The following is a 15,265-nucleotide window of genomic DNA, read 5'->3' on the forward strand; positions in this document are numbered from 1 at the left end:
GGACGGGCGGGCAAGATAGCACGCAGACGCCGGCGACGGCGCCCTGTTCAGCGTGTGAAAGCGGGGTATTTGCCCCCGGCAAATACCCCCGGCTGATGACCCCGTGCCGGCGCGACTACACGGAGGTCTCCCGCACCATTGGCCGACGTGGCAGATGGAGTCGGGGTTTGGGCGTCGGTCGGCTGCGGTCTGACTCTGCGTGAGCGCTTGCCAGCTCCGCGAGTCGACCTGATACACCGTCGGCCTCACTCGACGGGTCGGGCATCTCTTGAGCGGTTTTCAGGACCTGACTGATGGCTTCGAACGGATCAAGGCCGTCATGCAGAAGTTTCATCACCTCACGTTGTTTATCGGACGCCAGCTCGCTGAGCTGGGTGTAGAACATGTCCTGAATCCTTTGGGGATACGTATTGAGGCTGTCGGTGAAATGCTGGATTTTCTTCAGTATGTCGCTGCCTCCACTTAGCAGGTCTTGTGTGCCCTGGATGATGCCCTCGGTGATGCCCTCGGTGATGCCGGTGAGCCCTGTTACACCTTCCTGCAGCTCTTTGGTGTGCAGCACCTGGGCAATCTTCAGTTCCTTCTTGAAGAAGTAATAACGAATGGCGGGCAATGCGATGGCGCCGACAAGCCCACCCGCAACCATGCCGATGACAGTCCCTATCCCGGCCCCCGCCGGGCCGGACAGCGAACCAACGATACCGCCGACCGATGCACCCACGGATGCACCGCTCTTGAGGCCCAGCCAGATCGAATGCCTGGCGTAACTGGATGAAAGAAAGGTGCGAAAGGTCAGGGTTTTGCGCAATTCGTTGATGTCGGCATCTGGTGGAATCAGGCCGTCGAACTTTTCGGCAAGACTGTTGAGTTGATCCGTCGCACTGCCGGTTTTTTTCAGCAGGCCGACAAATCCGCTCATGACATCAAAGACATTCTTGATCCCGCCGGTGTCGTCCACGTAGAGCATCGGGTTGTTGCCGACCATCGCATATTGATTCAAACCATCCACCTCCCCCGCCGGGTCGGCACTCACCCAGCGTTGCAGCCAGGGGGCGTAATAACGCAGGCCGTAGTAATACAAGCCGCTGACGTCCATTTCCTTGCCCGAATAGCGCACGGTCTTGTAGTCCACCGCTGTGCTGGAACAGGGTAGCCACAGGGCCGTGCCGCCGAACGGGTAGTAAGTCTCGCGACTGATCAACCGGGCGTTTTGATCCAGCTCGATCAGGCTCGAACCGAGGTGATCGTCGAGGTTGTAACGCAGTTGATCGTTCTCGACGGCGGCCGGTGGTTTTTCCTGCCAGTGCAGGCAGCGCACGTTGCCGGGCAGGGTGATCACGTGCAGCGTTTGGCCGTTGTCGCGGCTGCGGATTTCCAGCCCCGGCAGGTAACGTACCTGAAGAAAATGCGTGGTGTTGGCGGTGTGGGTTTCGTGACGTTTGCTGACGCGTTCGCCTTGGCTGTAGCGATACGTCTCACGGTCATCCGGCAGGCCGTTGTCATGTTTGAGCAGCGTGACCTGTTGTAGTTGATCGCGCGCATTCCACAGCAGATCCACACCGTGCTGGAGTTTGCACTGATTGCCATGGGCGTCGAAGAACGCCGCGAAGTCCGGCACCGGATCGCCGTCTTTCCAGCGCAGGGCGCGGTTGCTTGCAGGTGCCACGAACATCTGCCGGGTGTATCCACCGACATCGCGCGCATGCACCAGTCTGATCAGGTTGCCGCCCGCATCGTAATCATATTGCTGGGTGTAATTGCGCAGGTTATCGGGATCGCTGGGCAGCGGTCGACCTGGCAGGTCGGGGGCGGGCAGGGCATCGTGGCCGCTGGCGTGGATCAGCCGGTAGAGCGAGTCATAGGCGAAATGCCGCTCGCCGTCGATGAGTTGGTTGGCGAAGTAAACCGGCTGAAAGGTCAGGTCTTCGATGCGCACAACGTTGCCCACCGGGTCGTAAAAGTACGCGAGGTGCTGGGGCGAGGTTTGCCCGACAAGTGTGGTCAGCGCGCGGTTGAGACGACCGTTGGCCGGGTCGTAGTGCCAGCGTTTGCACATGCCATTGCCGGCCAGTTGTTCGATGAGCTGGCCGGCGGCGTTGTACTGCACATCCTGCCAGATCGTCTGGGCCTGGCTGCTGCCGTCAAGTAACAGCTGCACGCTTTTGAGTTGCCCGGCGAGGTCGTGACGCAGGTGTTGGCAGTGGCCGCCGGCATCGGTTTGTGTCAGTAACTGGTTCAACGGACCGAAGGTGTGTTCGCTGCGATTCGACAGCGCATCCTCAAAGGTCCGGCTCTGTGTCCGCGTCTGACCGAGCAGGGTGAAACCCAGTAGCGAGAGGATGCCGGCGTGGTCTTGTATCTGCGTCATCTGTCCGCGCCGATTGTGTCCGGCATCCGCGGAAGCGTCGGCGTAGGTGAACGTTTCCAGATCAGGCGCCGCGTCGGTTGCCACGCTCAGAACCCGCAACTGCTCATCATAAGTGCTGCGCCAGTGTTGCCCGCGTGCGTCCCACTGCTCGAGCGTCTCACCGGCCAGCCCGGGCAAGGTCAGGCGCCAGCCGGCATCGGCGCTTTCGATGAGCAAGGGCGCGCCGGCAAGGTTGCAGGTTTTTGCCATATTGGGGCTGGCCGCTGCGCCGAACAGGCGTGGGTCCCACTGTTCGGTCAGGTAACCACGTGCGTCGTGATGTTGGCGGGTAATCCTCGCTTCAGCCACAGCGCCCGTCACCGTGCGCAGATAAGCCACCTGACGCACGGGCAGTGCCCTCGGGTCGTTGACCTGTACGTCTGGCGTGCGCCAGTGCAAGGACGTTGTCATGCTGGCAGTGTTTCGTCGCGGCCCATGATCAAGCCGCCTGTTGTTTGAGATGACGAGCCTGTCTGAGCAGGAACTGGTTGTCCGTGGTGCCCATTTCCTTGTACCAGGCCATGCCTTTCTGCATCCGCTGGATATAGTCCTGCGTCTTTCGCGTCTGCTGCTCCAGTGCTGATCGGTGAATCGGTGCAAGCCGTTCGCCGGACGTCATGTGGTTGACGTTTGGCAGCAGATCGGCGGGGTAAATCACATCGGTCGCCAACGCGTTAAAGGCTTTTTCGGCCTGAGCCCAGCGACTCTCGATGGCGTCTGCCCATTCGGCGAGCATCGTGTCGATCTTGTTGATCTTCATCGGATCGAGCCGATTCTTGATGTCCTCCGCTTCAATCGCCCGCTGGAACATGTTCAGCGCTCCGGGAATGATCGACAGCCAGGAACTCATGACCCTGTTCATGATGAAATCGGGGTTGAGGATCGAGTTGAGCGCCGGATGAATGACTTCATCCTTGATATCGTTCCAGTTGCTCAAGGCCTTGCCGAGCGGGGCAGGAATGCCCAACTCGCTATCGATGGCGGCGACCGACATCTTCGACGTTTGCGGAATCAGTGCGCCCGAGAGACCGAAGCTGTCGCTGAGCGGCGCGCCCATTGCGCCCGCCACATCGCCGCCGATGTTGCCACCGATCAAGCCGTTGGGGTCAGTGAACGGCAAGGCATGAGGCGCCGCCGGAAACAACAGCCCGGTCTGGCCACTGCCGAGGACGCCGCCCTCATAGCCGATGACACCACCCAGGGTTTCGCCGAGCAGGTTCAACATCAGGCTTTGCGTGATGTTTTCCTGATGGATGACGTTGTGGATCTGCACCAGCGTGCGCTCGGCATGTTCGTTCACGGCGGAAAGAAACCCCGAATACAAGAAAATCACCGCGTGCGCTTTCGAACCGCCCGAGGGGTCCACGAAGCGCAATGGATTGTTGCCGACAAAGGCATACAGGTTCAGCCCATCCACCGCTCCCCCCGGATCGGCGCTGATCCAGCGTTGCAGCCACGGCGCGTAATAGCGGACACCGTAGTAGTACAGGCCGCTGACATCCATTTCCTTGCCCGAATAGCGCCGGGTCTTGTAGTCGACCTCAACCGCCGAGCGTGCCGCCATCCAGGCCGTGGCACCGAACGGGTAGTAGCCTTCATGGCTGATCAGGCGCGCCTGCTGATCGAGTTCCATCACGTTTGAACCGAGATGATCTTCCAGGCTGTAGCGCAATTGATCCGCGTCGATGCCGGCCGGTTTTCCGGCCACCCAATGCAGGCAACGGACATTGCCCGGACCGGCGGCGAGGGTGATGACGTGCAGTTCTTCGCCGTTGTCCTTGCGGCGGATTTCCAGCCCCGGCAGGTAGCGCACGTCGTGAAAGTGCCCGGTCGCAGTTTCCAGGCGTTTGTGCACGCGCGCGCCCTGGCTGTATTGATAGCGTTCGGTATCGCCGACAGCGCCATCACGTTTGACCAGGGTCACGAGTTTCAGCTGATCCGTGGCATTCCATTGCATATCCTGACCCGCTTGCAGCGCGCGCAGATTGCCATTGGCATCGAACAGTTCGTTAAAGTCCGGAACCGGATCACCGGTTTTCCAGCGCACCCCCTTGTTGCTGGCCGGATCGATGTACAGGCGCAGGGTCTGGCTGGCGGCGTCGCGTACATGCACCGTTTCGATCAGATTGCCGCCGCTATCGTAGGCGTAGGTACGGGTGTAATTGCGCCGGTCGGCGGGGTCGGTCGGTTGTGGCAGGCCGGGAACATCCGAGGGCGGGCCGTCGTCGTAACCGCTGGCCTGCGTCAGTCGATACAGCGAGTCATAGCTGAATGTGCGCTGCCCGTCGACGCGCTGATTGGCGAAGTGGCTGGGGGTGAACACACGGTCGACAATGCCGGTGATGTTGCCGACCGGGTCGTAGGCGTATTCGAAATCCTGCAGGGCCGGCTCGGCAGATTTCTGTGCGGTTTGTCGCTGCAGATTGCCGTTGGCCGCGTCGTAAACCCAACGGCTGGTCACGCCATTGTCCGCCAGTTGTTCGATGATCTGGTCGGCCGCGTTGTAGTGCGCCTCCACCAGAATCGCTTGCCATTCAGTCTTCCCGGCGAGGCGTAGCCTGAGGTGGTTCAGGCGACCGGCGAGGTCGAAGTCCGATTGCTGGCGGTGGCCAGCGGCATCGGTGTGTTCCAGTACGTTGCCCAGCGGGCCGTGCACGCGCCGAGTGGTGTACGCCTCGGCGTCGTGAAACGTTCGGGTTTCGCCCAGCGCCTGAGCCAGCAGACTGTAGTCATGCAGGTCGACCCGGCCGGATGAGTCCTGCACGGCGATCAGTTGCCCGCGCAGATTGTGCCCGGCATCCGCCGTCGCCGTCGCGTAGGTAAAAACTTCGTAATCGACCACCGCGTTTTCTTCAACCGCGACGATGCGGAGCAAGCTGTCATGGGTCGTGCGCCAATGACTGCCGCGACTGTCCCAGCGCTGCAGTGCCTGGCTCGCCACACCCAGCAGACTCAAGCGCCAACCAGCATCGACGCTGTCGATTTTCAGCGGTACACCGGCGAGGTTGTATACCGTCGCCAGATTCGGCGAGGACAGCCGTGGGTCCCACTGTGCAATGGCGCGTCCGGCAGCGTCGTGTTGCAGACGCGATTTCAGCGCCTGCGCGGGTTCTCCGGCGATGCTGCGCAGATAAGCGATTTGTTGTACGGGCAGACCGCGTCCGTCGATCACCGAGAGTGCCGGGGTGCGCCGATGCACGTTGGCGTTCATGAGTGCACCTGTGCCGGCGCGGGTTCGGCGGTGTCGTTGAAGTCTTCGCTGATGTGATACCAGGGATGATAGGTGTCGCGCGAGCAGTCCTTTTTCGCATTGATCAGTTTGATCGGCCGCCCCAACGGGTCGTAGAACAGTTGGTCGTAATAGCCAAGTTCGCGCAGGCAGCCGTCATCGACATAACCATGACGGTTGGCAAAAAACGGCCGGAATTGTCGAACGGCCAGGCCTTTGTTGTTGTATTCGACCCGTTCGCTGATGCGCCAGCGTGGATCGGCGTGCACCTCGACGATCTTGCCGTCCTCGACAATCAGTGCACCGTCGTCCCCCACTGCGTAGGCGAGGCCGGGCTCGACCCGTTGTTGCGTTTGCAGCGACCGTCCGAAACCGTCGACGCAGGCCTTGATGATCTGGATTTGTGCTGGCACCGGATCGTTGGGGTAACGGTCGGCACTGAGCATGACGGTGTACGCCGGTTCGCGAGGCAGCGTGGCGATGAGTTCTCGCAGGGCCTGTTCGGCGCTGGTCTGCGGGACGTGCTGCAGCAGGCGTTGCCGGGCGCTGGCGCGAACATGGCCGCTCGGCAGGATCAGGCGCGCGGCGGCCCAATCGGCGCACAGTTGCGGGTCGAGCGCGGTCAGCGGCAACTCGCCCATCCAGCTGAACAAGTCTTTGCGCAGCGTGCTCGCGGCGTGTTGCACGGCGCCTTGCGGGTCTGCGATGGCCGTGTCCGGCCGATAATCCTCGGGCCGAACGTACTCGCCAAGCGGCGCGAATCCGGCAGCGACCGCGTTCTCGGTGCCATGAAAACTGATCGCCAGCGGTTGGCCGGAAGGCTCGTAAATGGCTTCCTGGATATTCTCGTTGGCATCGATGATGCGCCGCGCTTGCAGGGAGAGATAGTCGTACTCGACCTGGGTCGTGCAACCGTCCGGCAACGTCACGCGCGTGATCGCCAGATGGTAATCGTCGTACTCGGCTTTGGTGATCCCATGGCTGGCGGTTTCTTTGAACTCGCTCACCTTGAAGAAGCCGGCGGCGTCCAGGTACCTGGCGAAGCTGTACTGCACTGACCAGAGATCGTCTGCGCGGCGGGGTGCCGATGAGGCTTCGAACAGCAGTGGCATCGGCATGTAGCCGACTTCTGCCAGTGCCTCGCGGATATCGAAGGGCGGCGGCAGAATGTCGTAGGCCTGCAGCGCGGTGCGATCCATTTGCGCCACTTCCAGCGGGCCGGCCAATGCTTCGAATGACGCTTCACCGTCGGGCAACAAGGATTGATCGGCGGTCTTCAGGTAACGCTGCAGCGATTGTTGCGTCAGCACGCGCTGGGCCTCCCATTCGCTGGAATCCTGGTGTTCAGAGAAGTGCTCGCAGGACACCTGTTGCGCATTCAGCCCGGTGGGCAGCGTTCCTTTCGGCAATACCAGGGCATTGCCTCGTTGCTGCCAGGGCAGACCCAGCCGCCATTGCTGCGGGTCCTGATCCAGATGGATGAACCGCGCACGGTTTTCCTTCAAGTAAAAGCTTTGCTGCGCTTCGTCGTGGGCGTCACGCCACCACTGTCGTTCATCCGGGTCACTGAAGGGCGGTTCGGCGGCGTCGGTCAGACGCCGTGCGTAATGCACGCTCAGGCTGTGGGTGGGCAGGCCGTATTCGTCATGGCACAGGGAGAGGTCGTGACTGCACAACGGGTCATCGACAAAGCGCTCGTATTGCCAGGTGATTTTTTCCAGCGCCAGAGGCAGGAGCACGGCGGCGGCGTCATGCGGGCCTCGCGGGCGGACTTCACGCACGCGGTAACGATGTTCTTCGACGACATACGGCGTTGCGGTCTGCGCGTCGTCCGTGCTTGCCCAGGTTTCTACGCGCACGACCGACCCCACCAGCGCACGGGCGATTTCATAGCGTGTGCTGTCGTCGGGCGGCTCGAGTGTCTCGTCGCATTCATCACTTGGGCGATAGCGACTGAACAGGGTTTCGCCCAATTCGACCGCAGCGTCATCCCGCGCGAAATAGCCGTCGCGCGGTCGGTTCAGTCCTCGGCCGGTATGAAACCAACTGCATACCCGCACTGGCGCAGAGAATCCGGCATCGTCATCGCCGGTGGCGCTTTCGCTGTCGTGCTGCTGGATGTAGCCGAAACCGCGAAACTCGCGCTCGCGGCCATCGTAGACACCCTCACCGTAGATGAACGACTGGCGCAGGCAGTTACCGGTTACTTCATCGAGTTGCTGTTGTCGTTTGACCACCGTCACCGGAAACGGCAGGTGGCAGACGGGCAGGCCCTGGAGCGCCAGCATGCGCTGTTTTTCATCCAGCCATTCCTGCGCCGAACTGCGGTACTCGACCGTGGCGCTGCAGCCCATGTTGTTATTGCTGCCCGTCAGCAGATAGGGTTTGGCGGCGACAAAGTCATAGCGCCAGTGCTGCGGTTTGAGGTGCGGCACGCTCAGGATCAGGCTGGAGCAGCCCAGGCCTTGCAGGTCGGCGAAGCTGACCTGACACAAACGGTCATAGCGCACGCCTTCGGGCCACGGCACGCTGATGGGTGTTTGCGCCAGACCATTGCCGCCCAGGTTGCGGTAGATGTCGAACCCGTCGGACCTGAGGTGGATCAGCGCCGCGGCGCCGGAGCCGTCGAGATCGGCGAGACGCATCTGCCCGGCATTGAATTCATCGTAGGTGAAGGGCAGGGCACTGATCACTCGTCCTGCGCCAAATTTGCCATGGCCCAGATTCGGCCAGCATTTGATTTCGTTGTGGCGAATGCGGGTTAACTCAGGCAGGTCACCGCCCAGCAGGTTGCCCAGCAGCACCAGTTCATTTTGGCTATCGCTGAACAGCGGCAGGCGATCATCCCCGGCAGCATGCGCGACGATTTCGGCAGCGGCAAAACCGTCCTCGCGACGGTTGGCGTAAAGGCGCACGGAGCGTGGGCCGATCACTGCCACCGAGCTGAGGCCGTCACCGGTCAGATCAGCCAATTGCGCCAGCGTATTGAAGTACTCGACGGGGAACTGCTTGAACACCGTGTAAGGCGCCCAGCTGCGGTCGGCGTTCAGCGTGCGAAAACCGCCGGCGCCCGGTTGTGCGGTGATCCAGTCCAGACGGCCATCGCCGGTCAGGTCGGTCAGCAGTTGCAGCACGGCGCGGTTGCGATGGCCGACGGGAATGCTGCCCAGCGCAGTCCAGGCCCCGTAATCGATGTCGTCCGGCCCGCTGCTCGCGCGCAACGGTTCGCGGTAATACCACGCCTGGTCGTAATGGCAGAGAAACCCCGGCACGCCCTCACCAAACAGGTCGACGCACTGATAGTTCTGACCGTCGTCGAGGCCGGGCATGTTGTCCGCCTCGAACAGCGGCGCCGCCGTCGTGTTGATCGTGAAGGTCGAATAGTCGAACTCCACGGGGGGCGTGCTCTCGACATGCCCGCTGGCGTCGTAGGCCTGATAATGCGCGGCACTGATCTGGCTGAATGACCATTGCGCAGCGCTGTCGGGGTATTCCAGCAGCAAACGCCGAACCAATACCGGCTCGTCCTGTTGCGCGGCTGCAAAGTGGTGGAACATCAGCACTTGCTGGCAGAGCCGGCGCGTACCGATCTCGAAGCCGTAACCATACGTCGAGAACGGATCGTCGCGCGTCAGCCAGGGTTGCAGGGTTGCACCGTCATACACCGGCATTTCGGTCAGCGCGCGCGTGCGTTCGCCGTAGTCGAACAGCACGTGGAAATGCCAGTTGAGGTCGGCCGGGTTTTCCGCACTCAGGGCGTAGGGAACATTGGCCGCGTTGGCATTGCCGTAAAGCACCCGGCACAGATAGCGTTGGGCGCGGTAATCGCGCACGGCGTCGAGGTCTTGATCGTCGGCGCGGTACTCGAACCAGATGTGCTCGCCGTGGGCGTTCATGCTTTCGCACAGCAGCCAGGCGCCAACCCGCTGTTCGTCGTCGGGATCGGCACGGCGTGAGTCGGCCGTCTTGCCATAGATGTGCAAAAAGCCATCGCGCTCATGCACCAGCCAGAACGGAGTCGATCCCGGCGCTGTGCTCTGCCAGCGTTCGCGCAGAGCGTAACCGGTTTCGATCCGAGGGTAGTAACGCACCACGCGGTGCTCTCCGATGTCGACGCCGTTGTAGGCGCTTTCGAGGCGCCACTTCTGTGCGCCGCTGTCATCGCGCTCGGGCATCCACACTTCACCGTCGTGCCCAATGATTTCGTCGTCATCGGTGTAGCTCGGTACGCCTTTGCTGGTGCGCCGGCTGATCTGGGCGATGCCGAGGCTCCAGCCCACTCCGAATGGCCCGTTACCCGACTGATTGCTGTAACTGAGCGACAGTTGCGGGTTCCAGCCGCGTCCGGCGGACAGTGGCAGTTGCAGTGTAAGCGACGCCTCACCGGTAGGCCCTACCGCGCCCCAGCTCTTGCCGATGGTGGCAATCGTCGAGCTTTTGGCGATGGAGGGGGTCACGATGCTCAGGTCTTGTTCGGCCATGATTGCGTCCGCTGCATTGAATGGGCGTAGGTCATCGACGCTAACAACACTGGAGGCGTGCGTAACCTGTCAGATATGACAGGTCAGCAAGAGTGATTTGTTTGGATTCGGCGTTTTTTTATTACCAATGGATAACTCCAGAATGAAAAACGGCCGGGTCATCCTCGCGGATGAGCCGGCCGTTTCAGTCGCAAGAAGCGCTTACTGCACTTCGACCGCCAGGCTTTCGCTGATCTTCTTTTGCCAGATGGCAGGGCCAGTGATGTGTACCGACTCACCTTTGCTGTCCACCGCAACGGTGACCGGCATGTCCTTGACCTCGAACTCGTAGATCGCTTCCATGCCCAGTTCGGCGAACGCCAGCACTTTCGACTTCTTGATCGCTTGCGCCACCAGATAAGCAGCGCCGCCGACGGCCATCAGGTACACGGCCTTGTTGTCTTTGATCGCATCGATGGCGGTCGGGCCGCGCTCGGACTTGCCGATCATGCCCAACAGGCCGGTCTGCTCGAGGATCTGCCGGGTGAACTTGTCCATCCGCGTCGCGGTGGTCGGGCCCGCCGGGCCAACCACTTCGTCACCGACCGGATCAACCGGGCCGACGTAGTAGATGAAGCGACCTTTGAGGTCTACCGGCAGGGTTTCACCCTTGTTGAGCATCTCGACCATGCGCTTGTGCGCCGCATCGCGACCGGTGAGCATCTTGCCGTTGAGCAGGACGGTTTCGCCCGGCTTCCAGCTTTGCACGTCTTCCGGAGTCAGGGTGTCGAGGTTGACGCGACGAGCCGACGGGCCGGCTTCCCAGACGATTTCCGGGTAGGCATCCAGCGGTGGCGCTTCCAGCGAGGCCGGGCCGGAACCGTCGAGCACGAAGTGCGCGTGACGGGTGGCGGCGCAGTTCGGGATCATGCACACCGGCAAGGATGCGGCGTGGGTCGGGTAGTCCATGATCTTCACGTCGAGCACGGTGGTCAGGCCACCGAGGCCCTGGGCGCCGATGCCCAACTGGTTGACCTTCTCGAACAGCTCCAGACGCATTTCTTCGATGCGGTTCTGCGGGCCACGGGCCTTCAGTTCGTGGATGTCGATGGATTCCATCAACACTTCCTTGGCCATGACCGCAGCTTTCTCGGCGGTGCCGCCGATGCCGATGCCGAGCATGCCCGGTGGGCACCAGCCGGCGCCCATGGTCGGAACGGTCTTCAGTACCCAGTCAACGATCGAGTCGGACGGGTTGAGCATGGCCATTTTCGACTTGTTCTCGGAACCGCCGCCCTTGGCCGCCACGTCCACTTCCACGGTGTTGCCCGGGACGATGGAGTAGTGGATGACCGCCGGGGTGTTGTCCTTGGTGTTTTTCCGAGCGCCCGCCGGGTCGGCGAGGATCGAGGCACGCAGGACGTTTTCCGGCAGGTTGTAGGCGCGACGCACGCCTTCGTTGATCATGTCGTCGAGGCCCATGGTGGCGCCATCCCAGCGCACGTCCATGCCGACGCGCACGAACACGGTGACGATACCGGTGTCCTGGCAGATCGGGCGATGGCCGGTGGCGCACATGCGCGAGTTGATCAGGATCTGCGCCATCGAGTCACGGGCCGCTGGCGATTCTTCGCGCAGGTAGGCTTCGTGCATCGCCTGGATGAAATCCACGGGGTGGTAGTAGGAAATGAACTGCAGGGCGTCGGCAACGCTCTGAATCAGGTCGTCTTGCTTGATCACGGTCATGAGTCGCGCTCCTCTAAAAGACGGGAACATTCTATGGGGCAGCTACAAGCCTCAAGTTTCAAGCGGCAAGTTAAATCAGTACGCGGACTGCTTGAGCTTGCGGCTTGAAGCTTGCAACTTGAAGCTGGCCCTTGGGGCCGGGCACGCCGGGGCTGCTGGCGCGACGCTAAAAAGGCGCGGCAGTATACCGCGCCTCGGTGGGGCGTACACGCGCCGGCAGTCATTCGTTGGTCGCATGGGTGGGCGAATATCGGGCAGCGGGTTCGCACTTCAGGATCTACCCCCTCACCCCAGCCCTCCCGAAACGTCGGACCGCCCCCAAGGGGGAGAGGGCAAGGGAGAGGCTTTTGCAGTCGCACTTTTGACGTCAATTTTCGAGCCCGAAAATCGGTGGTCATTTATCGACTACGCCTCTAAAGTGGCAGCCGGTCTGTAGAGTAGGACACTCGGTCAGCCTCCTATCGCACGGTGAGTCAACGATTGACCCATAACGCCATTCAACGCCTTTTGCTCAAACGCTTCGCCCTGGCCACCGCCACCTATGGATTGGCTTTGCTGCTGCTGTGGCTGGCGTTTTTCACCGGGCATTACGACCAGACTCTGAGTTCAGTCGCCACCGGCAGCGCCCTCGTGGTGATCAGCCAGGCGAGCCTGTTCGTGTTGTTCTGGAGCGGGTATAACCAGCGTTTCGCCGACCCCAGCATGACTGAAGTGCAAGTGCTGGTGGGCCTTGGCTGGCAAACCTGGCTGATTGCCCATCTGGATGAGGCGCGCGGTGCGTTTCTGGTTTTCTATGTGCTGATCCTGCTGTTCGGCCTGTTTCACCTCAGTCGGCGCGCGTTTATCCGCTGCGCACTGCTGGTGTTCTTCAGTTTCTGCGCGATCACCTTGTGGGACGGTTATCACTTTCTATTGCCGGAACCCGCACTCGCGGCGTTGCAGGTGTGCGTGCTGGCGATGGTGCTGGCGTGGCTGGTGCTTTATGCGCGCTTCGTGCAGGTCTCGCGTCAACGCATGCGCCAGCGCCGGTTTGCCTTGCAGGCGCATCAGGACACCCTGCGCGGGATGATGCGCCAGCTCGAAGACCTGGTGGCCACCGATGAACTGACCGGGCTGTTCAATCGCCGCCACTTCCTGCGTCTGGCCTCCCGCGAACTCAACGCGATGGACAACGACGTGGCTCACGGCCTGGCGCTGATCGACCTCGACCATTTCAAACGCATCAACGATTTGCACGGCCATGCTGCCGGCGATCAGGTGTTGCAGGCGTTCGCCGGCGTCGCCCAGGCGTGTCTGCGCGAGGGCGATGTGCTGGCGCGCTATGGTGGTGAAGAGTTTGTCGTGTTGCTGCCGGACTGCGATGCCGAGCGCCTGACCGCCTGTTGCGAACGCCTGCGCATCGCCTTTACCGATGTCGAACTGGTCGGCCTGAACGTCGGCAATCTGAGCCTGTCGGCGGGCATGACCTTACTGGAACTCGGCGATGATCTGGACGACGCCTTGCAGCGTGCCGATCAGGCGCTGTACCGGGCCAAGCGCGACGGACGCAATCGCTGTGCGGCCGCGTGGGAGAACGTCGATGCCTGAACTTCGCGTCGGTGAGCAGCGCTGGTCGGTGGCTTCGGGCAGCAACCTGCTCGATGCCCTCAATCAGAACGGCGTCGCGGTGCCCTACAGCTGCCGCGCCGGCAGTTGTCATGCCTGCCTGGTGCAGTGCGTGCAAGGCTTGCCTGTCGACAATCGTCCAGATGCCTTGAGTGCCGAACAGCGTCAGCAGGGCTGGCGCCTGGCTTGCCAGTGTCAGGTCAGCGAAGACTTGCAGGTGCATACGTTCGATCCGCTGGCCGACGGTCGCCCGGCCGTGGTCGAGGCGCTGGACTGGCTCAGTGACAATGTCCTGCGTCTGCGTCTGACTCCGCAGCGGCCATTGCGCTACAGCGCGGGGCAACATCTGGTGCTGTGGATCAGGCACATTGCACGGCCTTATTCGCTGGCAAGCCTGCCGGAAGAAGACCGCTTTCTCGAATTCCACCTCGATTGCCGCTTCCCCGGCGAATTCAGCGATGCCGCGCGGCGCTTGCAGATCGGCGACCCGATCCGCCTCGGCGAACTGCGCGGCGGCGCGCTGCATTACGACCCGGACTGGCACACCCGACCGCTATGGCTGCTGGCGGCCGGCACCGGGCTGGGACCATTGTTCGGCGTGCTGCGCGAAGCCTTGCGTCAGGATCACCAAGGCGCCATTCGCGTCATTCACCTGGCCCATGACGCGCGTGAGCACTATCTGGCCAAACCCCTGGCGGCGCTGGCCGCGCAGCGGGAAAACCTCAGCGTCGAGTTGTGGACGGCGACCGAGTCAGCCGCCGCTTTGGCGCAACTGCGCCTTGTTTCCCGGCAAACCCTGGCCTTAGTCTGCGGCTCGACCGCCAGCGTCGACGCCTTCGCCCGGCGCCTGTACCTGGCCGGATTGCCGCGCAATCAACTGCTGGCGGATGTGTTTCTGAGCCGTGGTTGAGCGCTGAAACTATTTTTGTGGCGAGGGAGCTTGCTCCCGCCGGGCTGCGCAGCGGCCCCGAAAAGCGTGTGAGCGCTGCGCACTCAAGCGCGAGCAAGCTCGCTCGCCACAATTGAACTTTGTCGGCCTGTAATGCTGAGTAACGCTGATGACCGAAGCCATCCTGCTGGAACGCGAACGCGGCCTGTTGACGCTGCGCCTGAATCGCCCGGACAAGAAAAACGCCCTGACCCGTGCGATGTACAGCCACCTGGCCGAAGCCCTGAAGCAGGCCGACAACGATCCTGAGATCAACGCCGTGCTGATCACCGGCAGCGCCGAATGCTTCACCGCTGGCAACGACATCGCCGACTTCATCCAGCAACCGCCGAGCGGCCTCGACAGCCCGGTGTTCCACTTCATGCTCAATCTGCTCGAATGCCGCAAACCGATAGTCGCCGCCGTGGCCGGCGCAGCGGTGGGCATCGGCACCACGTTGTTGCTGCATTGCGATCTGGTTTATGTCGCCCGCGATGCCCGGCTGCGCATGCCGTTCGTCAATCTGGGGCTGTGCCCGGAGTTCGGCTCCAGCCTGATCCTGCCGCGCTTGCTCGGTCAGGCCAAAGCGGCTGAGCTGTTGTTGCTCGGCGAAGGGTTTACCGGTGAACAGGCGGCGCAGTGGGGCATTGCCAGCGAGACGCTGGGCAGTGGCGAAGCCGCCTTGAGCAAGGCGCGGGAAATGGCGTTGCGCTTCGATGAGCTGCCGCCGGAAGCGGTGCGCATCAGCAAACAACTGATGAAGGCGCCGGACCGCGAGCTGATCCGTAAAGTGATCGAGGAGGAAGGCGCATTGTTCACCCAGCGGTTGCGCTCGCCGGAAGCGTTGGCGGCGTTGACCGGGTTTATCAAGCGGCATTGAGTTTTCGGAA

7 protein-coding genes are annotated in these 15,265 nt (G+C 62.0%); 3 read left to right on the top strand and 4 right to left on the bottom strand.

Features of this window, described 5'->3' with window-relative positions:
- Positions 1 to 115: 115 nt before the first annotated feature.
- The 4 genes from AACY19_RS07125 to AACY19_RS07140 form a co-directional block, all read right to left on the bottom strand.
- Complete coding sequence (locus tag AACY19_RS07125; RefSeq protein ID WP_339449312.1) at positions 116 to 2,818, bottom strand: RHS repeat-associated core domain-containing protein; 2,703 nt, start codon at positions 2,816 to 2,818, stop codon at positions 116 to 118.
- Between the two features lie 28 nt (positions 2,819 to 2,846).
- A complete protein-coding gene (locus AACY19_RS07130) occupies positions 2,847 to 5,618 on the bottom strand; it encodes an RHS repeat domain-containing protein (RefSeq protein ID WP_339449314.1) in 2,772 nt (923 codons plus the stop codon).
- Positions 5,615 to 10,117, bottom strand: coding sequence for a SpvB/TcaC N-terminal domain-containing protein (locus AACY19_RS07135; protein ID WP_339449316.1), 4,503 nt, complete (start codon positions 10,115 to 10,117; stop codon positions 5,615 to 5,617). Before AACY19_RS07135 ends, AACY19_RS07130 begins: the two co-directional genes overlap by 4 nt.
- A gap of 201 nt (positions 10,118 to 10,318) precedes the next feature.
- On the bottom strand, positions 10,319 to 11,842 hold the full coding sequence (locus AACY19_RS07140) for a fumarate hydratase (protein ID WP_339449318.1): 1,524 nt from the start codon (positions 11,840 to 11,842) through the stop codon (positions 10,319 to 10,321).
- Between the two features lie 480 nt (positions 11,843 to 12,322).
- Here AACY19_RS07140 and AACY19_RS07145 point away from each other — a divergent pair, with 480 nt between their 5' ends.
- The 3 genes from AACY19_RS07145 (at position 12,323) to AACY19_RS07155 (ending at position 15,255) form a co-directional block, all read left to right on the top strand.
- Positions 12,323 to 13,429 carry a GGDEF domain-containing protein gene (locus tag AACY19_RS07145; RefSeq protein ID WP_339449320.1) on the top strand — a complete coding sequence of 369 codons (1,107 nt, stop codon included), beginning with the start codon at positions 12,323 to 12,325 and terminating at the stop codon, positions 13,427 to 13,429.
- Complete coding sequence (locus AACY19_RS07150) at positions 13,422 to 14,357, top strand: iron-sulfur-binding ferredoxin reductase (RefSeq protein WP_339449322.1); 936 nt, start codon at positions 13,422 to 13,424, stop codon at positions 14,355 to 14,357. Before AACY19_RS07145 ends, AACY19_RS07150 begins: the two co-directional genes overlap by 8 nt.
- A gap of 148 nt (positions 14,358 to 14,505) precedes the next feature.
- Positions 14,506 to 15,255, top strand: coding sequence for an enoyl-CoA hydratase-related protein (locus AACY19_RS07155; RefSeq protein ID WP_339449324.1), 750 nt, complete (start codon positions 14,506 to 14,508; stop codon positions 15,253 to 15,255).
- The last annotated feature ends 10 nt before the right edge of the window (positions 15,256 to 15,265 follow it).

Origin of the sequence: Pseudomonas sp. EA_5y_Pfl2_R50 (assembly GCF_963970475.1) — a bacterium.
Taxonomy (GTDB): domain Bacteria; phylum Pseudomonadota; class Gammaproteobacteria; order Pseudomonadales; family Pseudomonadaceae; genus Aquipseudomonas.